Genomic DNA, 23,193 nt, shown 5'->3' with positions numbered 1-23,193 from the left:
CAAGGTCTTCCATCACTAGAAAAGCGGGTTGATTTCAATACCCGAACGAACGATCATTCCCGATAATAAAAGCAACAATACCAAAATAACCAGGAACTCCAAGATGGCAGACCCCGTGCAGTGCCCCTCTGAAAAACGACACTATAAATATTTCTTCAGTTCCCGAACCCGCTGGGACGATAACGACCATTACGGTCATATGAACAACAGCAAGTACTACGCCTACTTCGATGATGCCATCGGCCACTTTCTGATGCGCGAATGCGGACTGCAGCCCTTATCCGATGAATCGGTGTTCTATGTGGTCCACTCCCAGTGCAACTATCTGAACTCTGTCTCTTATCCCGATGAAGTGGAAGTCGGACTGGTTATCAACCGGATTGGCAGCAGTTCCGTACAATACGGTTTGGCGCTGTTTAAAGCCGGCGCGGAACAGGCCTCAGCCACTGGCACTTTTACCCATGTGTATGTGAATAAAAGCACGAATAAATCCGCACCGGTGCCTGAGCACTTCCGTAAGATCATGATGTCGCTGGCACAGTAAGCATTAGGGCTGCCGAGTAGTGCTGGCAGCCTCATTTACAGCTCCAGCCCAGCCAACACCGGTGTACCGTTCTGCTCAACAAATGCTTTTTCAAATAAGGCAGACATCTGCAGCACGCCCAGATCATCAAACCGCTTTCCAACAATCTGCAGCCCAATAGGCAAGCCTGCTTCGGTATAACCGCAATTAATGGAGGCCGCCGGCTGACCCGTGAGATTAAACAGAAAGTTATTTACCCAGGGTTCAAACAGCTTGTCAGGATCAGCCGCCGGTAACTCGCCAGCATAGGCCGGCACAGGAACGGATGGCAGCAGAAGAAAATCCACATCCGCCATCATCTGGTACGCCTTCTCACGCAGCTTTTGCATCGCCAGCCAATCATTAAAAAAGGCCGTAGCGCTGTGATCGGCAATATCCGTGACCCACTGCTGAATCACTTCAGCCCGAGGCTTCTGAGCCTCCGCACAGTTATGAAACTCGGCACTGCAGCGGCCCATGTAGTAACGCTCGGCGCAACGCTCATCTGCCTCACGAAAAGGCGAAGCAATCTCCTGTACCGCAAAACCCAGCTCACGGAATGCCTCACCCGCACTCTGCACAGCCTTTGCAACCTCACTATCAACCGGGGTACCGAAACCCAGATCGGTCAGCAGTCCAACCGTTGCATTACGTGGTCGTTTATCCAGAAAATCCAGATAGTTCACCTTGTCGTACAACAGCGCGGTAAAGTCCCGTTTATCCGGCTGGGTAATTACATTCATCATCAATGCCGCATCTGCCACAGTGCGGGTCATGGGACCCGCCACTAAAGCCGGATTATTGGGAAAATAATACGGCACGCGCCCCTGGCTTGGCTTCAGCCCATACAGCCCACAAAACGATGCTGGCAGACGAATGGAACCGACTATATCGGTGCCCAGACTGAGAGGCTCAAAGCCGGCAGCAACCGCAGCCGCTGCACCGGAGCTGGAACCACCAGTGTTGAACGCAGGATTTATCGGGTTACGGGTTGGGCCAAAGCGGGAACTGTAACCGGCCGGTAGAATGCCAAAGTCGCACATGGTTGATTTGCCATAGACTATGGCGCCCTGCTCCTGCAGGCGATCAACCGCAGGGCAGTTCTCTTTCGGATACTCACCGCTATCAGCAGTGGCTGCACTGCCCCGATAGACCGGCATGCCGGAGACTGGCAGCGCATCCTTGACTGAGGTTGGAATCCCATCCAGCAAACCTTTTGGTTGGCCTTTCAGCCAGCGTTGTTCCGATTCGCGGGCTTCCGCCAGTGCCTGTTCCGGTGCCAGATGGTAGAGCGCATTCAGCTGTGGATTCAGCCGCTCTACTCGATCCAGTGTCGCCTGCATCACATCGACCGGCGACAGCGTGCGCTGCTTATAGGCTGTCAGCAGTTCCTGAGCACTAAGCTTATGTACGGCTGTTTCCTTCGGCTTATCCATAAAGCCTCCCATTAAACAGCCGCAGACGTCTGCGCCGTGGACAGCAAAGTGTCGTAGCCCTGTCGGGAGTAAATCAGAGGTGCAGAACCTGAGGCCAACCGCACTTCCTTCACCTGACCGATACAGATCACATGGGTTCCGGATTCAACCGCACTGGTCAGATCACACACCACATTGGCCAGCGCACCATCCAGCATCTCAACGCCATCCCAGGCCGGCGTCCAGCTGCCCGCTTCCTCAAAGCGTTCATGGGCCTCGCAGCCGGTACGACCGGCAAAGACATCCGCTACAGATGACTGCTGCTGGCCAAGAATATTCACACAGAACTGACCACTCTTTTCCAGCAATGGCATCGCACTGGCACTTTTGTTGACGCACACTAGGATGGAAGCCGGCTCCATAGACAAAGAACATACGGCCGTGGCCGTCAGACCACTGCGCTGATTGACATCACCGGTGGTGATCACATGCACTGCCGCAGCCAGTTCGCGCATAGCCTGACGAAACTGATCAGCCAGTTGTGGCTGTTGGTCAGCAATCATTTTGACGGACTCAGACATGGTTCTGCTCTCCCTGCTTCTTCATCAATGTGTTGCCAATCAATTCATCAATGGTTCCGATTTTCAGCTGATGACGACGGGCAAAAGCCATCAGCTCCGGTAACCGTGCCATCGTGCCATCGTCGTTCATAATCTCGCAGATCACCGCCACCGGCTCACGACCGGCCAGCTTCATAAAATCCACCGACGCTTCGGTATGGCCGGGGCGTTCCAACACACCACCCGCTTTGGCGATCAGAGGAAAGATATGACCAGGAGTCACCAGATCGTGGAGGGTGCAATCCGGATTGGCAGCCGCCTGAACCGTTGTGGCACGGTCTTTGGCAGAGATACCCGTGGTCACACCATCACGGGCTTCAATAGAAACAGTAAAGGCGGTGCCGTTGCGGGAACGGCCGCGGCAAGGCTGCAGGGTCAGGCCCAGCTGGTCAGCACGCTCCGGTACTAACGGCAGACAGATCAATCCACGGCCATAGCGGGCCATAAAATTAATGACCTCGGGCGTCACGGCATCTGCGGCGATCACCAGATCACCTTCATTCTCCCGGTTCTCATCATCCACCAGGATAAACATGCCGCCCTGACGGGCGATCTCGACGATCTCATCAACCGAAGCCAGAACATCATGGCCAAACGAGGAGTCGGCTGTCGCCGCATCAGCGGCAGGTGCTTCAACCTGCAACGCCTGATCTTCCCGTGAAAACGCCTCCAAAAGAGTGTGCGTCATTGTTATTATTTCCTTATGAGTGAACGTTCACTCGATATTCAAATCCTAAAAAAACATGACCTGACCGTCAAGGTCAGATCATGTCCTCTGTTACAACGCTTCAGCGACTTCCTGCGCCTCTTTACGCAGTTCCTTGCGTAGAACCTTGCCGACCGCCGTCATCGGCAGGCTGTCACGGAATACAATCTGATGCGGTATCTTGTAACCGGTCAGGTGCTGGCGACAATGCTGAATAACCGTCTCTTCGGTCAGGGCAGCATCACTTCTCACCACAAACAACCGAACCGCTTCCCCGGTTTTATCATCCGGTACACCAATCGCTGCACAGAGCTGCACACCCGGGCAGTGACTGGCCACATTCTCTACTTCATTCGGATAGACATTAAAGCCGGAGACCAGAATCATATCTTTCAGGCGATCAACGATACTGACATAGCCAGCCTCATCAATCACCGCCACGTCGCCGGTATGAAACCAGCCCTCAGTATCAATCACCTCAGCTGTAGCTTCCGGACGCTGCCAGTAACCGGCCATCACCTGCGGTCCTCGCACACACAGCTCGCCGGGCTCATTAACCCCGGCGGTGGTGCCATCTTCCCGCACGGTTTTCAGCTCAGTGGCCGGCACCGGCATACCGACAGAACCCGGCTTCACCCTGCCCTCTCCCAGCGGCCCAGAGCAGACGATCGGCGAAGTTTCGGTCAGACCAAACCCTTCAATCACTGGTGAGCCGGTCATAGCTTCCCAGCGTCGGGCAATATCCAGCTGCAGCGCGGTACCACCGGACAGGGTCATGCTGAAGCGGGAAAAGTCACACTCTTTAAAGCGAGGGTGAGCCATCAACCCTGCAAACAAAGTGTTCAACCCCACCAGCAGGGTAAACGGGAATGGCTGAATAGCATCTATAAACTGATCAATATCCCGGGGGTTAGGGATCAGGATGGTATGATCCCCACGGGACGGATACAGCATCAGGTTCATGGTAAAACTGTAAATATGGTAGAGCGGAAGCGGTGCAACCACGACCTGCTCACCCGGTTTAATCAACAGCTCTCCAGCGTCGTTCACTTCCTGATAAACCCCGTCACACATCTGTACGACATTGGCAATAATATTGCCATGGGTCAGCATGGCTCCTTTGGCCACACCTGTGGTGCCGCCGGTATACTGCAGCAGGCAGAGGGAGCTTTGGGAGGACGCTTCCGGGGTGATATACGGCTGCGGATTCTCAGCACTCAGCACCTCACCAAGCGTGGTTACGACTAATCCATCAACGACCTTGCCAGTGCCGGCACTGAAACCAGCCACCAGATCCAGCGCACCGGTCGTAATAACCTGCTCGACCTGTGCTTCGGCGGAAGCTTCAGCCACCAATTCCAGACCGGCTTCGAGGCAGATAATTGCTTTAGCTCCGGAGTCGACCAGCTGATGCTTAAGCTCCGTCAGGGTATACAGCGGATTGGTGTTCACCAGCACCAGTCCGGCTCGCAGAGCACCGTAAACCGCCACAGGATACTGCAGAAGGTTGGGCAGCTGGATAGCAAACGCATCACCGGGCTTAAGGCTGGTGTGGTTCTGCAACCAGGTAGCAAAGGCCAGACTCAGCCTGTCCACTTCGCCATAGGTGACAGTTTTGCCCAGACAGGTAAACGCCGGACGCTCACCAAATTCAGAAAAAGCCTTGGTTATCACATCCTGCAGTGAGTTGTACTGCTGGAAATCGACTGTTTCCGAGAAGCCTGCGGGGCGCTTGTTACTCCAGAAGTCTGTAATCATCGGTCACCTTTTCTTTATTCTTATTAGAACCCTTGCTTAGAAAACAAAGGCATCCTCATCCATGGCGGTCAGGGTGTCGGCACTGTCACGAATGGTTTCCGCCAGTGATGTGGTACGCGGCAGCAGACGTTTGAAGTAGAAGTTGGCGGTCTGAACCTTAGCGGTATAGAAGTCACCCTCCGCCTTGGAAGCGACAGCGGCTGCCTGCAACCAGAAGTAACCCAGCATCATATAGCCGGAGAACATCAGATAATCGACCGCCGCACTATTCAACTCATTGGGGCCGGCATCCTGCAGACGCTGAGACAACTCGCCAGTCAGGCTCTGCCACAGCTCCACCTTGGCAATCAGGGCCTGGGCCATGGATGCCAATTCCGGGTTATCCAGTTGCTGGCTGGCAAAGTCGCTGATCTCTTTGGTAAACAGAGTCAGCAGACGACCATCGCCCGGTAGAATCTTTCGACCCAGCAGATCAAGCCCCTGGATGGTGGTTGTACCTTCATAAATGGCAGTAATACGCACATCCCGGCTGAGCTGCTCCATACCCCACTCACGGATAAAGCCGTGACCGCCAAAGACCTGAATCCCCTCCTTGGTGGCTTCCTGAGCCGCTTCAGTCAGAAAACCCTTGGCAATCGGGGTCAGCATGGCCAGACGCTGTTCGGCATCCGCCTTCTGTTCCACCGTGCCACCGTGCTTAAGATCCACCAACTTGGCGCAATACATATTCAACATCCGCCCCCCTTCGGCAATCGCCTTCTGGGTGAGCAGCATGCGTCGTACATCAGGGTGAACAATAATAGGGTCTGCCGGCTTGGCTGGAGAGTGGCGCGGAACACCTTTCATCTGCAGGCGCTCACGGGCGTAAGCCAGCGCGCCCTGGAAGGAGTGCTCAGCGGTACTCTGCCCCTGAACAGCGACCCCCAAACGGGACTCATTAATAAAGGTGAACATACAGGCCATGCCCTTGTTCGGAGCCCCGATCAGGAAGCCCTTGGCGCCATCAAAGTTCATCACACAGGTGGCGCTGGCCTTGATGCCCATCTTGTGTTCGATGGAACCGCAGCTCACGGTATTACGCTCGCCGAGGGAACCGTCAGCATTGACGTTGTACTTGGGCACCACAAACAATGAGATCCCTTTCACACCTTCGGGCGCATCCGGCAGGCGGGCCAGAACAATATGGACAATATTCTCGGTCAGGTCGTGTTCACCACCGGTAATAAAGATCTTGCTGCCGGTAAGACTGTAGCTGCCGTCTTCATTCGGTTCGGCACGGGTTTTCAACAAACCCAGATCAGAACCACAGTGGGCTTCCGTCAGGCACATAGTGCCAGACCAGAGTCCCTGCACCATAGGCGGCAGATAGTTTGCCTTTAGCTCTTCGGGAGCATGAGCAGCCATGGTTTCTATCGCACCCCAGGTCAGGGTCGGATAGATTGCCCAACTCAGGCTGCTGCCAGCGAGCATTTCGTAGAAGGCAGTGTTCAAAGAACTCGGCAAGCCCTGCCCCCCAAGCTTCTGGGGCTGGGACAGACCACACCAGCCGTTTTCCACCAGCTTGTCATACGCGGCCTTGAAACCCTCAGGCGTGGTTACCACACCGTCATTCCATTGGGCACTCTCTTCATCGCCACTGCGGTTGAGGGGCACAATCTCACCCTCAACAAATTTAGCGCCCTCTTCCAGCACCGCCTTCACCATATCTGGCGTGGCGTCTTCTCCACCAGGCAGCGAGGCATAGTGCTGTTCAAAACCCAGCACTTCGCTCATCACAAAATCAAAATCACGCAGAGGAACTTTATAATCAGGCATTGTCGTTCACTCCCGTTTATACGATTTCAAAGAGGCCGGCTGCCCCCATACCGCCACCCACACACATGGTCACGACTGCGTAACGGGCGCCCCGGCGCTTACCTTCCAGCAGCACATGACCCACCTGACGGGCACCGGTCATACCGTACGGGTGACCGATGGAAATGCCGCCACCATTCACATTCAGCTTGTTGTTATCGATACCCAGCACATCACGGCAGTAAACCACCTGGCAGGCAAAGGCTTCGTTCAGTTCCCACAGGTCGATATCATCAACGGTCAGGCCGTGGGCTTTCAGCAGTTTGGGAACAGCGGTCACGGGACCGATACCCATCTCTTCCGGCTCCAGACCGGAGACCATCATGCCGCGGTAGATACCCAGTGGTTCATGGTTGTTCTGCTCGGCATATTTGCTGTCCATCAGCACCAACGCGGCAGCACCATCGGAAAGCTGGGAGGCATTACCCGCCGTGACCGAACCACCTTCCATAACCGGCTTCAATGACTGCAAACTTTCCAGCGTGGTTGATGGACGATTGCCTTCATCAAGGCTCAGAGTCACTTCCTGATAGGAGATCTCGCCGGTTTCACGATCCTTAACCATCTTGGTGGTAGTCACCGGGATGATTTCGTCAGCGAACAGACCCGCCTGCTGAGCAGCGGCAGTACGCTGCTGGGACTGCAGAGCATACAGATCCTGAGCTTCACAACTGATGCCGTACTTCTTGATTACGAACTCGGCGGTTTCCAGCATCGGCATGTAAGCGTTGGGTTCGGATGCCAGTACCGTGTCGTCCTTCTGGTTCATCACCCAGTCCAGATGGGTGTTCTGCACCATGGAGATCTGTTCTAGGCCGGCAGCAACAGTCACATCCATACGGTCAGTAATAATCTGTTTGGCAGCAGTGGCGACCGACATCAGGCCGGAGGAACACTGGCGATCAATCGTCTGGCCGGAGACGCTGCGTGGCAGGCCGGAGGCCAGTGCCGACATGCGACCCAGGTTCCAGCTGGAGGTACCAGACTGCAGAGACGTCCCCATAATCAGATCATCAATTTTGGCCGGATCAACGCCGGCACGGGCCACAGCTTCTTTGATAGCAAACGAGGCCAGGGTCGGTGATTTGGTGATATTAAACGCGCCACGGAAGGCTTTGCCGATCGGGGTACGGGCTGTGGAAACAATGACAGCTTCGCGAGTCATAATGGTATCCCTTGCTAACGAGCGGATGTTGTTGTTTTGATGGCAGAGCGGACTATTGCCCTGCACTCTTGTTGTTCTTTAAACGCTGGTGTTCTAAAAGGTTTTCCCGGCAGCAGCCAATCGTTCCAGCAGTGGGGCCGGCTTGAACCACAGTTCGCCATAAGCCCCCAGCATCGTGCGATAGCGATTTAATCTGGCAACCACCTTGTCCAGACCTATCTCATTGGCATAGTGCATGGGGCCGCCCCGCCAGGCCGGGAAGCCATAACCGTTCACATAAATCAGATCGATATCACTGGCACGGGCCGCTATACCCTCTTCGAGAATATGGGCACCTTCATTGATCAAAGAAAACAGACAGCGTTCCAGTATCTCGTCGCTGCTCAGTTCTCGGCGGGTAATAGCATGTTGACCGGCTAGCTCAATGCTGAGTTGGATAGTTTCCGGATCATTAATTTTTTCCCGGCCCTTATAGCGATAGACGCCGGCTCCCGTCTTCTGCCCCAAACGCCCCTGCTCCTGCAAAGCAAACTGCAGAGCCTGATAGGAATCATCATCAGCCCACTGGTGCTGGTTGGCCTTGGCGGCCGCACAGCCAACATCAATACCGGCCATATCTCCCATGGAAATCGGGCCCATCGCCATACCAAAATCAGTAAGTGCCTGATCCACCTGCTCCGGCGCAGCACCTTCCAGAATCATCCGGAACGCCTCTCGGGAATACGGTGCCACCATGCGGTTACCGACAAATCCGTAGCAGACACCAACGACAACCGGCTGCTTCCGAATCCTTTTGGCCACCTGCAAGGCTGTTGCCAGCACCTCCGGAGCCGTCGCCTTGCCCCGTACGATTTCCAGCAGACGCATCACATTGGCCGGACTAAAGAAATGCAGACCAATCACATCGGAAGGACGCGCAGTACAGGCGGCAATCACATCAAGATCAAGGGTGGAGGTATTGGAGGCCAGGATACAACCGGGCTTGCAGACATCATCCAGCTGACGGAAGACCTGTTGCTTGACCTCCATACTTTCAAACACGGCCTCGACCACCAGATCGGCATCCGCCAGATCCTGGTAGCTACTGGTGCTGGAGATTAAAGACATGGTCCGATCCGCCTGCTCCTGCGACAGCCGTCCTTTATCAACGGAACGCTGATAACTGGCTTTCAGGGCAATCATGCGCTTGCACAGGGCTTCATCATTGAGTTCCAGCAGCGTGACCGGGATACCGGCACTGGCAAAGCACATGGCAATACCTCCGCCCATGAGGCCAGCACCAATAACCGCGACTTTGCCAACTTCACGAGCCTGGGTCGTACGGGAAACGCCTTCGACCCGCGTCGCCTGCCGCTCGGCAAAAAACAGATGCTGCAAAGCCCGCGATTGGGGCGCAGCGTGGCATTGACCAAACTGCTCCCATTCAACCTTCTGCCCTTCTGCAAAGGGAAGCTTGCAGGCTGCCTTCAGTGCCGAAACACAGGCCAGTTGCGCCATATTGCGCTGGGGATGCAGCTTTTCCAGATACCGGTTCAGCAAAGCATCAGTATCACCATCATAATTAACGACAGCATTTTCATAATTTTTTCCTTTGGGGTCCCTGGCTGCCTGTTCTCTGGCGAAGGTCAGAGCTCCCAGCACAAACTCATCGGAGTTGGAGATGGCATCGACCAGACCAATGGCTTTACCCTCTTCCGCAGTCACCGGCTTGCCACCCATAATCATGCGTGCCGCCGGCTCCAGATCGATCAGGCGGGGCAGACGCTGAGTTCCGCCGGCACCGGGAATAATGCCCAGATTCACTTCCGGCAAACCCAGTTGCGCCTTGCTGTGCACAATGCGGTAATCACAGGCCAGTGCCAGTTCAAGACCACCTCCTAACGCCGTGCCATTAACGGCAGCAATAACCGGCTTGGGGCAACGATCAATCTCATCAAAAACCGTGGGAATACGGGGTTCAGCAAAGGCTTTACCGTTATCAAACTCGGTCACATCGGCACCGGCACAGAAAAAACGACCACTGCCGGTAATCACAATTGCCTTGATCGATTCGTCTTCGGTGGCGGATCGAAAATGATTCAACAGCTCGGTCCGCAGAGCCAGACCCAGACTGTTCACCGGGCCGCAATTCAGAGTCATCAGAGCAATGGAATCGTGCTTCTGATAATCAACACTCGTACTCATGGATATGTAATGCCTTTATTCATTCTTGTTAGGTAATCAATGGTCTGGCGTGTCAGGACGCGGTCTGGCTGACGCCAGCACTCTGTCCCTCTTTGCCCAGACCTCGCAGCACCACAAGCTGCACTGCGACCAGCGCCAGACCAAAACAGGCGGCACCCATCCAGTAAAGGTTGTCGTAGCCCTTGCCATCGAGCAGCAGGGAAGCTAGAGCCGGACCAAAGAAGAATCCGGCAGAGACGGTCATCAGACCGATAATTAATAGACGACCGCTGGGATCCAGGGTTGACTGCACCCCCTGGAAGTATGGAATGGCAAAACTGAAACCAAAGTTGAACAGGGCAAAAGCCAGCAGGTAACTGTTGCCATCGGTAATTTCAAACATGAAGAAGCTGCTGCCGAAAATCACCCCCATGCCGATCAACAGGCTGATGGAGTAACCCATGCGATTACCAATCCATGTGGCAAGCAGGGAAGCAGAAAAGCCGGCGGCCAGACTGAGGGAAAGAAGCTCGGTTACCTCTTCAAGAGGCAAGCCCTGACCAGTACCGATCTGGGCAGCAAAGGTCCAGATCGCAGTATTACCGACATAGAACAACAGATAGGCCAGAGTGATCACCAGCGGAGCCCCCCGGAATAGATCAGCCAGCCCCAGTTCCTCCATAGGATCCGACGAAGACTCAAACACCTTTACAGAAATGGGCAGCAGCCGAATAAACGGCAGACAGAGCACCGTGGTAATACTGTAAAGCCAGAAGATACCTTCCAGCCCCCACCACTCCAGCAAGGTAGGCCAGAGAGAGAGTGAGATTACGGCCGTGACAAAACTGGCAGCCATCGCCAACGCAAACAGCCGTTCACTGTTGGGCAGATAGCCTAACAGCGCCAGCCCCATGGAGAACGCCATGCCGGACGCAATACCAGCAAACAGACGTATACTGATCACGACCGTTGGATCACCACTCAACGCGACAATACCTTCACAGATAGCTGTGGCCACCAGCGCAACCAGCATGCTTTTGCGGATATCCAGACGGTCAATCCAGAAAAAGATATAGATCATCCCAAGCAGAGATCCAAGGGTGTGCATGGTTGTTGCCATTCCGGCCTGCTGGTCGCTAAAGCCCCACTCACTCACCATACTGGTGACAATCTGGGTCACGCTTACCAGGTACATTCCACCAATGCCGCCAACAATCATGGCGCCCCAGAAAGTGTTCCAAAACAGTGATCTCGACATAGACGGGCCTTTTATTGTTGTTCTCAAGTGCTTCTCAAAGTAATGGAGGGCAAGAGAGAGGATCAATAACAGCAACGGCCGTTTTGGATCATGTGGCCCAAAGGAACCCGCAGATGGCCTGTCTGTCTGTTTTCAGTACACCCGCTTATCCAGATACTCTCGTCAGACCCATAAACAAAACAACAGGGTGACTCTATGAAAACCTGGATGTGTGTCGTCTGCGGCATTATTTATGATGAGGCCCAGGGCTGGCCGGAAGAAGGTATCGCCCCCGGCACTCGCTGGGCCGATGTCCCGGAAGACTGGTTGTGCCCGGACTGCGGCGTGGGCAAGGATGAGTTTGAGATGGTGGAGGTCTGATGGATCCCGTCATTATCCTGGGAACCGGACTGGCCGGTTACAACCTGGGCAAGGAGCTGCGCAAGCTCGACCAAACACTGCCGCTTACGTTTATTACCGCCGATGATGGCCGCAACTACTCCAAGCCCATGCTCTCCACCGGCTTTACCAAAGCCAAAACCGCTGACGAGCTGGCCATGCAGGATGCTGCCACCATGGCCAGACAACTCAATGCCGAGATACTGACCCAAACCGAAGTGAGTGCCATCAACCCTCAGGAGAAACAGGTCACCCTCAACAATGGTCAGCATCTGTCGTACAGCAAGCTGGTTCTTGCTTTGGGCGCAGCTCCGATCCAGATCCCTCTGGAGGGCGATACTGATAAGGTCCTGTCGGTCAATGACCTGGAAGACTACAGTCGTTTTCGGGAGCAGCTCCCGGAACAGGCCCGGGTTGTGATTCTGGGTGCCGGTTTGATTGGCTGCGAGTTTGCCAACGATCTGGGCAATGGCGGCCATCATGTCGAAGTTGTAGCCAATTGTGATCAGGTGATGCCAACCCTGCTTCCTCAGAAAGCTGCTGCTGCCGTCCAACAGGCTCTGACTGAGCATGGCACCACCTTTCATTTGCAAACCTCCATCACTGCCATTAGCGACAACGATCAAGCACTGACTGTGCAATTGGAGAACGGCAAAAGCCTGACTGCTGATCTGGTACTGTCAGCCGTTGGCCTGCGCCCAAGAACAGCGCTGGCAGAAGCCGCCGGCCTGAGCACTAACCTGGGTATCACCACAGATAACACCCTGCAGACGTCTCACCCGGACATCTATGCCCTGGGTGATTGTGCAGAAGTGGAAGGCCTGAATCTGCAATATGTGATGCCATTGATGAGCTGCGCCCGGGCGCTGGCCAAAACTCTGACCGGCGTCGAAACTACTGTAAGCTATGGTCCGATGCCGGTGATGATTAAAACACCAGTGTGCCCGGTGGTCGTTTCACCGCCTGCTGCGGGCAGCCAGGGAGAATGGATCATTGATAGTGATGGCCTGAATATCAAGGCACTGTTCCAGCAGGGTGAGCAGCTGCTGGGCTATGCCCTGACCGGAAATAAAGTGGCAGAGAAGCAACAGTTAACCCGGCAACTGCCGGCACTGATTTAAACGCATTGAGGGCTGAAGGCACTCATCAGCCTTTAGCCCTTCTTAACCCTTAAGAATTTCCACCAACAGCATGGCGGCATCACGGGTTGCATCACGGTACTGATTCACCAGAGCCAACGGCTGCAGGCTATCCAGATTCAGGTAAAGGGAGGTCAGACCGAATGCGACTGCATCCAGATTTTGCTCACTGGCCTGGGGGTAATCATGGTGCAGTATGTCTTTCAACTCCTGACTGAACTGCACCACCCAGACCTGCATGACCTGCCGCAGATACTCATCACGCCCGGCAGCAAACGTCAGGGAAGCCACCAGCATCATCAATTCTGAGTCGGTGTAGTCATAATCAAACAGATACATCAGCAGCGCCTGCACCCGGTTATGCTGGGGCAGCGCCGCCTGCAGCTCTCGCCACTGTTGATCAGAACGCTCCTGCACCCACTCGGCCAGCTGGCGCACCATATCTTCACGGTTACCGACAAAGTGACGCACCAGACTGCGCTGCAGCCCGGATTCTTCTGCGATCCGCTCAAGAGTAGTGCCTTCCAGACCATAACGGGCCACACAGCGCTGAAAAGCCTGCATGACCTGCTCGGTTCGCTCTTTCTTTTTGCTTGGTCTTGCCATCGCCCACCTTTGAGCTCACACGACAGTTAAAACATTTCACAACAGACATCTCTAACGCCCCCCGCAAGGCCAAAATCCACAGGGAGCGGAGAGAAGGGGTAATCAGCTTTGGATAACACCCAGCGGCTTATAAGCACCGTTGCGGTAGAAATTACCGATATTCGGGAACAGCTTTGGCAGATCCGCCTCACGGGCACCAAACCACATGGCCAGCTCGCCATACAACTCGTCCGTTGAGGTGGTTGGGATCAACACCCCGTCCCCGACATCCAGATCACTGTCCAGTTTCAACGACGGGAACTCACCAAACACCTGACCACCCTGAACCGGCTCGCCCATTACCATGGTGTTGCCACCCCAGCCATGGTCGGTACCATTGCCATTAGACGTCAGAGTACGGCCAAAGTCGGAACCGGTGAACGTGACGACCTTATCGGCAATGCTCAATTCGTCCAGCGCGCTCTGGAACTCACCCAGCGCCTGACTGACGATCTTCAGCATGCCGGCCTGATTACTCAGCAACTCATCATGGTGATCCCAGCCGATGTAACGGATAAAGAAAGTCTGCTGTGGCAGCTGCAGGGCACTGGACGCCTTGATGGTACGCGCCACCATACGAAGCTGTTGGGACAGTGGAGTATCCGAGAACGCGGTACTCACATTCACACCGTTCAACGCCTTACTGAAGGTTTCATGCTGCCCCTGGGAGCGGGCGGTCTGCGCAGCATAGGTCTGCTTGAACGGATCGCTGTACTGCCTGTTCAGAATGCTATCCACGCCCCGCTGCAGAATCCGGTCAAACTCGGCGTCCTGATCCTTGAACACCATGCCGATACTGCCCTTGTCGGTAATGGCATAGCTGGTGTTTTTCAGGCCATCCTGCATGATATTGCTGCCGGCCAGCGAGATATTCATGGGAATATCGCTGGCGGCCGCACCAGACTGCAGACTGTCAGCCAAAGAGCCGAACCAGCCCCGGTTCACCCGCTCACCCGGGCGAGAGGTTTGCCAGTGCCGGAACTGGTCGGCATGGGACAACAGACCAACCGGCAGGCGTACGCTGTTGGCATAGAACTGCTCCTTTTGCACCCGCTCGATCATCGGACCGATATTGGCAACAAAAGACAGCTTCTGGTTATTAAACAGGCCCTGTACTTCTTTCATGGACGGATGCAGGCCAAAGGTGCGGCCACTTTTGTCGGTAAAACCGTCCAGACCCAGAAGATCAGCCTTGTTATGGGCCAGATTACTGCGGGACTGTTTGTATTCGGCATAGTGTTTGTCAGACGTCGGCACCAGCATATTAAAGCTGTCATTACCGCCATCCAGCATGATGAACACCATGGCCCGATCCTGACGGGTAATATTCAATGGCGCACCGTTACTGTCACGAAACAGGGAAGCACCAGAATAGCTGGACATAAACAGTCCGGAACCAGCCATCGCGATTCCGGCATGCTGCAGGAACTTACGACGGGACAGCTCTTTCTGAACCAACGCATGTCCGGGAGTCTTTACCTTGCTCATGCTGCGCCCTCCTGCTGGTTATCAAGTACGGCAAACTGTGGTGAAATCGAGATCAGGAAAGCAACTGTCTGTACCACCCACTTTGGATTGCGGGGATAGTTGGCGATGGCGGTCTTGATATCTTCGCGCACCTCACACTGCGCCGTACCGTTCAGCAGCAGACTGACCCGGTCAATCAACCCATCGAAATCACGACGGCGGGCCAGTACCAGCTCTTCACTGAAATCAAGGTTGAGCTGGTCACGCTTATAGGAAAACAGCACATCCGGTTCCAGCTCAGGAATGTTGGTATCAGTCATGCTGATTTTGGTGCTGACCAGCGGGTAGTACTCACCAAAGAACCAGTTGTACATGGTGTTGACATAGGCGATGGAGGTCGCTGAGTTGTGCAACTCAAACTCCGGTGCCACCAGCCCGGCATTATCGATCGGGCCGTGAGGTGCGTAGTCAGGCTTATAAAAGTTAAAGACCGTGGGAGCCGCCATCGGATGATGGGCCAGACTCTCCTTCAAATCATCACCGGTCAACCACAGCTTGCCGGACTTATTCTTGGCCTGGAATGCTCGCAGCAACTGGGTTGTGCGCAGCAAAGGTGACTTCAGTTTCTTCGGCTGGCGCGCCTCAGGGTGGGTCAGCAGCGTCTTCACTACCGCTTTCATATCACCCTGATCGCCAAACGCTTCAGCCACGGCCTGTACATAGGATGGAGAAGGGTTAGACGTCACCAACTGCTGAATCAGCTTGTGGGCAATATAGGGGCCTGTGCTTGGATGAGCCACCAGCGCGTTGACCACATCCCGGATATCTCTTGTGCCAGACTGACCGGAAGGCAGGTTAATACGGCCTTTCAGCAAAGTCTTGCTGCCGGTGTCGTGGAACTTCGGATCCACCACCATCGGCTTAACCATATCGACAAACGGAATGGTCTTATAAGTTTTGCTGACGCCATCATCAAAATCGATGGTTGAACCGTTATACGGGAAGGTACTGGTATTCCATTCGTACAGGTAGCTGGCGGCTTTCAGACCGGTGAAGACCCGGGCCAGCTCCTTGATATCGCGGTTATCGTAGGTCGGGACATCTCGACCCTGACTATCCTTGACCCGGCTGCCGTCACGATTAAGTTCAAACAAACCGATACTGAACAGCTGCATAATCTCCCGGGCATAGTTTTCATCTGGGTGAATATTACGCTCAGGGTCCGCCTTGCGGTTATTCATATGGGAGAGATAGACACCCATGGCCGGATGCATCGAGACATCGTAGAGAATATCGGTGTACTGACCAAAAGCATTCACATAAAGAATGTCGTAGAAGCTGGCCATGGATACGGCGTCCAGTTCCAACTGGGAGTTTTCGGAAATCACCAGAATCTCGCTCAGCGCCTGAGCGATCCGGTGCCGGAGCAAGTTTTCGGTTTTGCCGGAGAGATTCTTGTCCCACCAGGCCATGCGGAAATACCACTGGTAAGGCAGGGCCGGATTATTGCCATTACCGTCCAGTGCATCCTGACCATAAGCCTGCACCAGACGCTTACGGAAAGACTGCCAGATAGCATTGGTCTTTTTGGCAAAGCGATCATCCGCAGCTAATGGGGCATCCAACTGCTCATCCAGCCACTTGCTGATCCCCTTTTCCGCCACCCGATTGATCGTCTCAAGGTCCGCCCCGAGCGTCGCCTGCATCAGGAAACGGGCAGCTTCCTGCTTGTTATTTTCCACGCAATATACTCCTTCGGTGGTCTTGCGAGCCTTACCTATCAGCGATGAACGGCCCGACAAGGTGAAGTGATAAGGGGAAGCCCCCTCCTTACACGCAGTATTTTATCAATGACGACAAAATACTAAGATATATGATCCGAATTGACAACTTTATTCAATTGCAGTTAGCTATTGGTTCAGAATGTATGGTGGATTCTGTGAACAGTCTCACTGTGTCGTTCTATAAAGCAGCACACAATGAACGTTCAGAGCCGCATATAACGAGAACAAAAATCAGGTTGGATTCCCCTATGGCTTCCCGTGTATTTAAAGAGCAGCCATTGTTCCCCGGCAATGAGTTGCAGCGTATTGATGAACTGCTCAGTCAAGAAGGCATCTCCCGTTCCAGTTTATTGATGGGAACCGGGCTGCCGGAGACCTGCCTGTCGGATATCAATATTCTACTGTCGTGGGAACAGTTCGACATTATCTATCGGAATGTGTACCGGTTAAGCCAGCACCCACACATCGGGTTGTTGGTTGGCAGCTCACTGGATATTACCCGCTGGGGCGTGCTGGGCATGGCGATGAGCAGCGCCCGGGATATTGACCATGCCCTGGGCGTCGCCAATTACTACCGGCATATTGTCCGCAGCCCCTATGACTACATTATTGCCCGCATCCGTGACGGCCTGCGGGTCAAACTGGCACGATGTGCCGATGTGCACCCGGCTATTGATCAGGTGTTTCTGATGGAAGTCTTCCTGATGGGAACTCATGCGATTATTGAAGATCTGCTGGACTCCCCGTTTCACTTTCAGGAAGTTGGTCTGGCCTACCCGCCTCCGGCCTATGCTGACCTCTATCAGGAGTTCTTCCGCTGCCCGGTGCATTTCAACTGCCAGGAAAGCTATTACATTATCGGTGACGCCTTTCTCCGCATGCCGCTGCCGAAAAGCAACCCGATCAACTACCGGATTGCCAAAAACCTCTGCCACGAAAAGCAGAAACAGATCGACTCCTACCGCACCCGGGATACGGTTATCCAGATTCAGGAGTTGCTGGCTAACCAGGAAGGGTCTATCTCAACTCTGGAAAGCGTGGCCGAAAGCCTGGGTATCTCCGCCCGTACCGTGCGGCGCAAACTGGCGGAGAAAAACACCAATTTTCGGGAGCTTTATAACGAGGATCGCAAGCGCAAGGCGCTGGATTACATGCACAACTCGACCCTTGATACCGAATCCATAGCTGCTCTGTTGGGTTTTTCCGATACCGCCAGCTTTCGCAAGGCGTTTAAACGCTGGACCGGACAAAACCCGAGGGAGTATATGGAAAACAGCCCGCACCCATTGCATGAACCGTTTTAGAGAAAGACACACCAGAGAAGGGAGGCACGTCCCGACCGAATGGCCGGGACGTAAAGGCGGTTAGAGCTCGCCGAAGTAGTAGGTCAGTTCAGCACCAAACGCCCGTGGTGGATTACGGAAGTAAACCCGTGCTGCCCCCCCCATTTGGTCATAGGTGCCATTACTCAGGACGATATCGGAGTCTTCCCGGTAAGCCCGATCCAACAGGTTGGTAGCCCACAGTGCCGCTTCCCAGCGCTCGCTGGTTGGCGTGAATGAGATACGGGCATTGAGGTTATCCGTTGAACCGGTGTAGAGATCGCTTTTCTTGAAGGTATATCCCGGCTTGTTGGGTATATCTGCCACACGGGAGTTGGTCATCCGCTGAGTGGACGAGTAACTGTACGTCATGTTGTAACGCAGTGCCCCACGTTCCACCGGCTGGAAGTAGTCCAGATTCAGAGCCGCGGTAAACTCCGGTGCACGCAGCAGATCCTGCCCTTTATCAACGACCAGATTCCCCTCCTTAAACTCGGACTCGTTCAGACCCAGGTTGAAGCCCACGGTCAGCTGCTCGGTGGCCAGCCAGGTCAGATCCACCTCCAGACCACGACTGAAGGCATCAGCGGTGTCGATAATGACCCGACGCTGGTCAGCAGGATCGCCGGCCTGCATCTGGTAATCCTTGTAATCGGTATGGTACAGGGCGGCATTCAGATACATACTGTCGTCTAGCAAGGAACTTTTGATACCGATCTCGTAGTTAATCGCCTTCTCTTCCTTGAATGGATTGATCAGGCTGGCACTGACCGGCAGCGTGGGATCAAAGGTCGGCGCAAGCAGGGTAGCAAAACCACCGGACTTATAACCCTGGGACACACCCGCATAGGTGTTAATTGACTCATTAACAGTCCAGTCAAACACCACCCGGCCAGAGGCATTGCTCCAGCTATCATCCACCTTGATTCCCCCAGCGGGAATATTGGCATAGAAGACTTCCGCTTTGTTTTGTACAGCATGCCACTTCACAGCGGTTTCATCTTTGGAGTAACGCGCACCAACAGAGACATTGACGTCATCGGTCAGGGGAATCACCGCATCACCAAACAGGGCCAGATTATCAATCTCGATATCCACATTCTGGGCGGAATCATCAAAGTTACCGGCTGCACCCAAGCTCAATGATGCAGGCAAAGCCATCCGGTCACGGCGACTGTTCTCGGTCGCCGAATAGTTGGCCCCTACAAACCAGTCCATCAATTCATTAGTGCCACTCAAGCGCAACTCCTGACTGAACTCTTCCCGCTTGTCTGTGGCATCAGACACATAGCCGGATACTGCAGGTGTGGGGCCGAGGCCAAAATCAAAGCTGACCAGACCACCGGTTCCGGAGTGGCCAACAGTTTCCGCCTGCCTCCATGCGGTCAGGGACGACAACGTCATGGTATCGTTCAAATCCCAGCTCAGCTTCAGGGCGGCACCATCATTGGTGCTATCACCATAAGAAGGATCCAACGCCTGAGGATTACCATCGGCATCCAGTATCACCAGAGAATCAGGGAAACGACGATCTGAAATTTTGCTCAGCCCACTGATAGTGGTGCCCGGGTTATTACCGGCCCGGTCCAGCACCATCGGCGCCCGGGTACCATCATAACGGGAAGCATCAACAATCAGATCAACAGTCAGGTTATTATCCGCCAGCCAGGTAATACGGGAGCGACCGGAAAGACTGTCCGTACTGCTGAAACGCTTGCCACCACTGGCATTTCCATACACACCATCACCCAGAGCACGAGCAACCGTAGTACGGGTCAGCACACTATCAGACAGCGGAGCATTCAAAGTAGCATTCACATAACGCTGACCGTCGTTACCCAGACCACCAGTGATATCACCATGGAAAGTTTCCGTCGGTTCATTGGTAGTGACGCTGATTGCACCCGCCGCCGCATTGCGGCCAAACAGGGTGCCCTGTGGGCCGCGAAGCACCTCCACCCGGGCAATATCCTGCAGATCCCCGAGGATCGTGGTGCCACCACTCAGATAAACACCATCCAGATAGATAGCGGTACTGTTCTGCAGTGCCAGACTCAGGGTACGGGTGGCAATCCCGCGCATGGAAATGGTTTCTGCCACCCCGGATGAGGTCAGTGAGAGACCGGGAGTAATGGTCCCGATATCTGTCAGGCTGGTGACATTGTTCTGTTCCAGGGCATCTTCATTCACCACCTGCACAGAGATGGGCACCTCCTGGAGAGTCTGCTCACGTCGCTGCGCAGTGACAACAACCTCTTCCAGAACTTGTAAGCCTTTTTCTTCGGGGGCAGCAAAAGCAAGCGGCATATAGGCATGAACTGCCACAGCCAACAAGGGTATGGCAAAACGGGGAACGCAGGACATTATTGTTATTCTCCGGGTCTGGCGAATTTTATTTTTCTTATGCGAAACAGACGGATTGATCTTCGCTTTTAAGATTTAAAGTGAGTCCTTTTCCAAGAGATAGGTTTTAAGGGGACAGTTTCGGGGTTATTGCGGCCATTACTGCCAGCCAAAGTACTTATTAAATAAACGCCTTTTAATAAATTATTAAATTTTAAATAAATTTATTTTCCTGTCCTGAATAAACAGTTTGGTGGCCGCTTTAGTCCATCACCCGTCAGTAACACTCGTGATAATCTGATTTTTAAACACTGCCTGATATTTTGAAGCTTTCTCATAAAAACTGTCTCATCAAAACTTTCTCATTATAAAAACAACAAACTCAGGATCTACTTTAATAATGACAATAAAAAAGGTTCCCCTGCTCTCAGCAGCTCTCACTATGGCTCTGCTGCAGCCTGCCAGCCTTTCCGCCAACCAGGTTGAGGCCGTGCTGGACACCAGCACCCAGACCAGTAAGGCTTCACAGACCTCACAAAAGAAAATTGACAACATAGCGGATAAAACATCAAAGCTACTGGCACAGTACAAAGCTGTTAATAAACAGATCGATGGTTTGGATGTTTATAACGCCCGCCTGCAAAACCAAATTGATGATCAAATTAAGCGCCTTGAGACTATGGATCAATCCATCGCCCAGGTCACCGTGATTCAACGGCAGATCATGCCATTGATTGCACGCATGGTGGATGGACTGGAACAGTTTATTAAACTGGATACTCCTTTTCTTGAACAGGAGCGTAAAGAACGCATTGCATTTCTCCGCGCCAATATTGACCGTTCCGATCTGAGCACTGCAGAAAAGTTCCGTCAGGTTCTTGAAGCCTACAAAATTGAAAATGAATACGGCCGCAAGATCGATAGTTACACCGGCACCATTGCTATTGATGGTCAGCCCCGCGATGTGACCTTCTTCCGAGCCGGCCGTGTCGCCCTGCTCTACCAGACCACGGACGGACAAATTACCGGAGCCTGGGATTCGGAATCCCGGTCATGGCAAACCCTCGACAGCAACGAATACCGCAACGCCACTCGCCAGGCCCTGCGCATAGCCCGCAAGCAGGCTTCCATCGACATTCTTAAACTTCCGATCTCCGCACCGGAGGCAGTAGCCCAATGAAAACAATAATTAAAGCGGCACTCTTTGTATTAGCCGGAGCTATCTCCGGCACTGCTTTTTCCGAGCAGGCGCTCTCACTGGATGAACTGCTCAAGCAGGTTGAGAAAGGTCAGGTGGCCGAGGCACGGGATAACCGTGTGCGCGAACGCCGCTTTCTGGCCGAACAGACCAGTCAGCAGCAAAAGCTGACCGATGCCCGCAATACGCTGAACCAGAAAGAACAACAGGCCGCTCAACTGGAAAAGCTGTTTGAAGAGAATGAGCGCCTGCTTACCAGCAAGCAGAGCCAGCTGAAAGAACGCATGGGTAACCTGACTGAACTGTTTGGTCACCTGATTTCCGCCTCCGGCGACCTGCGCGGGGTGATTGATAACTCACTGACCAGTGTTCAGTACCCGGACCGCACAGCATTCCTTGATCAATTAATCGAGAAGATGAGCGGCGCCGAACAACTGCCACAGATGCAGGAAATTGAACGACTGTGGTTTGAACTTCAGCGAGAGATGACTGAATCCGGCAAGGTAGTCAGCTTTACCGCGCCGGTCACCAGCCCTGCCGGGGAAACCTCCGAGCAAACCGTAGTCCGGGTCGGCAGCTTTAATGCCATTACCGCCGACGGCCATTACTTAACCTACGACAATGGCAGCCTTGCTCAATTGGCTCGTCAGCCGGCCAGTGAATACCTGCAGTGGGGGCAGACTTTGAGCACCAGCAGCACAGGTCTGACACCTTTCGGTATTGACCCGACCGGCCCCAGCGGTGGCTCCTTTCTCTCAGCTCTGATCGACAGTCCGAGTCTGGTGGAACGCTGGCATCAAGGTGGAGTGATTGGTTACATCATTTCCGGGCTAGGTGTTTTTGCTGTTTTGTTTGCTGTGCTGAAACTGCTGACTCTTGCAGTGGTGAACGCCAAAGTCAAAAGCCAGCTGCGCAGTAATAAGGCCAACAACAATAACCCTCTCGGTCGCGTGCTCGCCGTACATGAGCAGGATCCGAATATGGATTCTGAAACTCTGGAGCTGAAACTTTCGGAAGCCATTATCCGGGAAACGCCGAAGCTGGAGCACGGTTTGAACCTGCTGAAGATCATAGCCGCAGTCGCACCGCTGATGGGGCTGCTGGGTACAGTGACCGGCATGATTATTACCTTCCAGGCCATCACCATCTTTGGTGCGGGTGATCCCAAAGCCATGGCCGGCGGTATTTCCGGTGCTCTGGTGACCACCGTTCTCGGACTGATTGTCGCGATTCCCACCATCCTGTTGCACACGCTGGTTAATGGTAAAGCCCGTGGGCTGATCAATATCCTGGTGGAGCAGAGCACCGGCATTATTGCCCAACATACGGAAGCGACCCAGGCCACACAGAACAGCGCACAACCTGCCAGTGCTAATACCGCAGCCTCACGCCCTGAGCCGGTCACGGCCTGACGGA

General features: G+C 54.0%; 18 protein-coding genes. 6 read left to right on the top strand and 12 right to left on the bottom strand.

What is annotated here, in order from left to right; genetic code table 11:
* The first annotated feature begins 103 nt into the window (after nt 1-103).
* Nucleotides 104-544, top strand: a complete 441-nt coding sequence (locus EHSB41UT_RS18750) for an acyl-CoA thioesterase (RefSeq protein WP_087112390.1) — start codon at nt 104-106, stop codon at nt 542-544.
* A 35-nt stretch (nt 545-579) separates the two neighbouring features.
* Here the strand turns inward: EHSB41UT_RS18750 and EHSB41UT_RS18745 are convergent, their stop codons facing one another.
* From EHSB41UT_RS18745 to EHSB41UT_RS18710, 8 genes are all read right to left on the bottom strand, one after another.
* Complete coding sequence (locus EHSB41UT_RS18745) at nt 580-1,998, bottom strand: amidase (RefSeq protein WP_165767326.1); 1,419 nt, start codon at nt 1,996-1,998, stop codon at nt 580-582.
* 11 nt (nt 1,999-2,009) lie between these two features.
* Complete coding sequence (locus EHSB41UT_RS18740; RefSeq protein WP_087112388.1) at nt 2,010-2,558, bottom strand: flavin reductase family protein; 549 nt, start codon at nt 2,556-2,558, stop codon at nt 2,010-2,012.
* Nucleotides 2,551-3,285: a 3,4-dihydroxy-2-butanone-4-phosphate synthase gene (gene ribB, locus EHSB41UT_RS18735; protein WP_087112387.1), complete on the bottom strand. Its 735-nt coding sequence runs from the start codon at nt 3,283-3,285 to the stop codon at nt 2,551-2,553. Before ribB ends, EHSB41UT_RS18740 begins: the two co-directional genes overlap by 8 nt.
* A 90-nt stretch (nt 3,286-3,375) precedes the next feature.
* The gene (locus EHSB41UT_RS18730; protein WP_087112386.1) at nt 3,376-5,061 is read right to left on the bottom strand and encodes an AMP-binding protein; all 1,686 of its coding nucleotides are present in this window, start codon (nt 5,059-5,061) and stop codon (nt 3,376-3,378) included.
* A gap of 36 nt (nt 5,062-5,097) precedes the next feature.
* The gene (locus EHSB41UT_RS18725) at nt 5,098-6,876 is read right to left on the bottom strand and encodes an acyl-CoA dehydrogenase C-terminal domain-containing protein (RefSeq protein WP_087112385.1); all 1,779 of its coding nucleotides are present in this window, start codon (nt 6,874-6,876) and stop codon (nt 5,098-5,100) included.
* 16 nt (nt 6,877-6,892) lie between these two features.
* A complete protein-coding gene (locus EHSB41UT_RS18720; protein WP_087112384.1) occupies nt 6,893-8,080 on the bottom strand; it encodes an acetyl-CoA C-acyltransferase in 1,188 nt (395 codons plus the stop codon).
* Nucleotides 8,081-8,173: 93 nt separating this feature from the next.
* Nucleotides 8,174-10,264, bottom strand: a complete 2,091-nt coding sequence (locus EHSB41UT_RS18715) for a 3-hydroxyacyl-CoA dehydrogenase NAD-binding domain-containing protein (protein WP_087112383.1) — start codon at nt 10,262-10,264, stop codon at nt 8,174-8,176.
* A gap of 52 nt (nt 10,265-10,316) precedes the next feature.
* Nucleotides 10,317-11,501 carry an MFS transporter gene (locus tag EHSB41UT_RS18710; protein ID WP_087112382.1) on the bottom strand — a complete coding sequence of 395 codons (1,185 nt, stop codon included), beginning with the start codon at nt 11,499-11,501 and terminating at the stop codon, nt 10,317-10,319.
* Nucleotides 11,502-11,696: 195 nt separating this feature from the next.
* On the opposite strand from EHSB41UT_RS18710, the gene EHSB41UT_RS18705 reads away from it, so the two are divergent.
* Entirely contained in the window at nt 11,697-11,861 is a 165-nt protein-coding gene (locus EHSB41UT_RS18705; RefSeq protein WP_087112381.1) for a rubredoxin, read from the top strand.
* Complete coding sequence (locus tag EHSB41UT_RS18700; protein WP_207626699.1) at nt 11,861-13,000, top strand: NAD(P)/FAD-dependent oxidoreductase; 1,140 nt, start codon at nt 11,861-11,863, stop codon at nt 12,998-13,000. Before EHSB41UT_RS18705 ends, EHSB41UT_RS18700 begins: the two co-directional genes overlap by 1 nt.
* A gap of 42 nt (nt 13,001-13,042) precedes the next feature.
* Here the strand turns inward: EHSB41UT_RS18700 and EHSB41UT_RS18695 are convergent, their stop codons facing one another.
* The 3 genes from EHSB41UT_RS18695 to EHSB41UT_RS18685 form a co-directional block, all read right to left on the bottom strand.
* Nucleotides 13,043-13,624, bottom strand: coding sequence for a TetR/AcrR family transcriptional regulator (locus EHSB41UT_RS18695; RefSeq protein WP_087112379.1), 582 nt, complete (start codon nt 13,622-13,624; stop codon nt 13,043-13,045).
* 102 nt (nt 13,625-13,726) lie between these two features.
* On the bottom strand, nt 13,727-15,151 hold the full coding sequence (locus tag EHSB41UT_RS18690) for a DUF1501 domain-containing protein (RefSeq protein ID WP_207626698.1): 1,425 nt from the start codon (nt 15,149-15,151) through the stop codon (nt 13,727-13,729).
* Nucleotides 15,148-16,872 carry a DUF1800 domain-containing protein gene (locus EHSB41UT_RS18685; protein WP_087112378.1) on the bottom strand — a complete coding sequence of 575 codons (1,725 nt, stop codon included), beginning with the start codon at nt 16,870-16,872 and terminating at the stop codon, nt 15,148-15,150. The genes EHSB41UT_RS18690 and EHSB41UT_RS18685 overlap by 4 nt, the downstream gene beginning before the upstream one ends.
* Before the next feature lie 290 nt (nt 16,873-17,162).
* On the opposite strand from EHSB41UT_RS18685, the gene EHSB41UT_RS18680 reads away from it, so the two are divergent.
* Nucleotides 17,163-18,218: an AraC family transcriptional regulator gene (locus tag EHSB41UT_RS18680; RefSeq protein WP_165767325.1), complete on the top strand. Its 1,056-nt coding sequence runs from the start codon at nt 17,163-17,165 to the stop codon at nt 18,216-18,218.
* 60 nt (nt 18,219-18,278) lie between these two features.
* Here EHSB41UT_RS18680 and EHSB41UT_RS18675 read toward each other — a convergent pair whose 3' ends face one another.
* The gene (locus tag EHSB41UT_RS18675; protein WP_087112376.1) at nt 18,279-20,600 is read right to left on the bottom strand and encodes a TonB-dependent receptor; all 2,322 of its coding nucleotides are present in this window, start codon (nt 20,598-20,600) and stop codon (nt 18,279-18,281) included.
* A 379-nt stretch (nt 20,601-20,979) separates the two neighbouring features.
* Between EHSB41UT_RS18675 and EHSB41UT_RS18670 the strand changes: the two genes are divergently transcribed.
* Both EHSB41UT_RS18670 and EHSB41UT_RS18665 read left to right on the top strand, forming a co-directional pair.
* Nucleotides 20,980-21,759, top strand: coding sequence for a DUF3450 domain-containing protein (locus tag EHSB41UT_RS18670; protein ID WP_087112375.1), 780 nt, complete (start codon nt 20,980-20,982; stop codon nt 21,757-21,759).
* Nucleotides 21,756-23,189, top strand: a complete 1,434-nt coding sequence (locus tag EHSB41UT_RS18665; RefSeq protein ID WP_087112374.1) for a MotA/TolQ/ExbB proton channel family protein — start codon at nt 21,756-21,758, stop codon at nt 23,187-23,189. Before EHSB41UT_RS18670 ends, EHSB41UT_RS18665 begins: the two co-directional genes overlap by 4 nt.
* The last annotated feature ends 4 nt before the right edge of the window (nt 23,190-23,193 follow it).

Origin of the sequence: Parendozoicomonas haliclonae (genome assembly GCF_900174585.1) — a bacterium.
In the GTDB taxonomy this organism is placed as follows: Bacteria; Pseudomonadota; Gammaproteobacteria; order Pseudomonadales; family Endozoicomonadaceae; genus Sansalvadorimonas; species Sansalvadorimonas haliclonae.
The sequence above is the reverse complement of the archived record's forward strand: the minus strand, read 5'-3'. Positions and strand labels throughout refer to the sequence as shown.

Bases quoted from the DNA above. Each gene is read 5' to 3' on its own strand.
- EHSB41UT_RS18710 (WP_087112382.1), bottom strand. From the start codon at position 11,501: ATGTCGAGATCACTGTTTTGGAACACTTTCTGGGGCGCCATGATTGTT.
- EHSB41UT_RS18730 (WP_087112386.1), bottom strand. From the start codon at position 5,061: ATGATTACAGACTTCTGGAGTAACAAGCGCCCCGCAGGCTTCTCGGAA.
- EHSB41UT_RS18675 (WP_087112376.1), bottom strand. From the start codon at position 20,600: ATGTCCTGCGTTCCCCGTTTTGCCATACCCTTGTTGGCTGTGGCAGTT.
- ribB (WP_087112387.1), bottom strand. From the start codon at position 3,285: ATGACGCACACTCTTTTGGAGGCGTTTTCACGGGAAGATCAGGCGTTG.
- EHSB41UT_RS18740 (WP_087112388.1), bottom strand. From the start codon at position 2,558: ATGTCTGAGTCCGTCAAAATGATTGCTGACCAACAGCCACAACTGGCT.
- EHSB41UT_RS18680 (WP_165767325.1), top strand. From the start codon at position 17,163: ATGGCTTCCCGTGTATTTAAAGAGCAGCCATTGTTCCCCGGCAATGAG.
- EHSB41UT_RS18750 (WP_087112390.1), top strand. From the start codon at position 104: ATGGCAGACCCCGTGCAGTGCCCCTCTGAAAAACGACACTATAAATAT.
- EHSB41UT_RS18720 (WP_087112384.1), bottom strand. From the start codon at position 8,080: ATGACTCGCGAAGCTGTCATTGTTTCCACAGCCCGTACCCCGATCGGC.
- EHSB41UT_RS18745 (WP_165767326.1), bottom strand. From the start codon at position 1,998: ATGGATAAGCCGAAGGAAACAGCCGTACATAAGCTTAGTGCTCAGGAA.
- EHSB41UT_RS18715 (WP_087112383.1), bottom strand. From the start codon at position 10,264: ATGAGTACGAGTGTTGATTATCAGAAGCACGATTCCATTGCTCTGATG.
- EHSB41UT_RS18705 (WP_087112381.1), top strand. From the start codon at position 11,697: ATGAAAACCTGGATGTGTGTCGTCTGCGGCATTATTTATGATGAGGCC.
- EHSB41UT_RS18700 (WP_207626699.1), top strand. From the start codon at position 11,861: ATGGATCCCGTCATTATCCTGGGAACCGGACTGGCCGGTTACAACCTG.
- EHSB41UT_RS18670 (WP_087112375.1), top strand. From the start codon at position 20,980: ATGACAATAAAAAAGGTTCCCCTGCTCTCAGCAGCTCTCACTATGGCT.
- EHSB41UT_RS18665 (WP_087112374.1), top strand. From the start codon at position 21,756: ATGAAAACAATAATTAAAGCGGCACTCTTTGTATTAGCCGGAGCTATC.
- EHSB41UT_RS18695 (WP_087112379.1), bottom strand. From the start codon at position 13,624: ATGGCAAGACCAAGCAAAAAGAAAGAGCGAACCGAGCAGGTCATGCAG.
- EHSB41UT_RS18725 (WP_087112385.1), bottom strand. From the start codon at position 6,876: ATGCCTGATTATAAAGTTCCTCTGCGTGATTTTGATTTTGTGATGAGC.
- EHSB41UT_RS18690 (WP_207626698.1), bottom strand. From the start codon at position 15,151: ATGAGCAAGGTAAAGACTCCCGGACATGCGTTGGTTCAGAAAGAGCTG.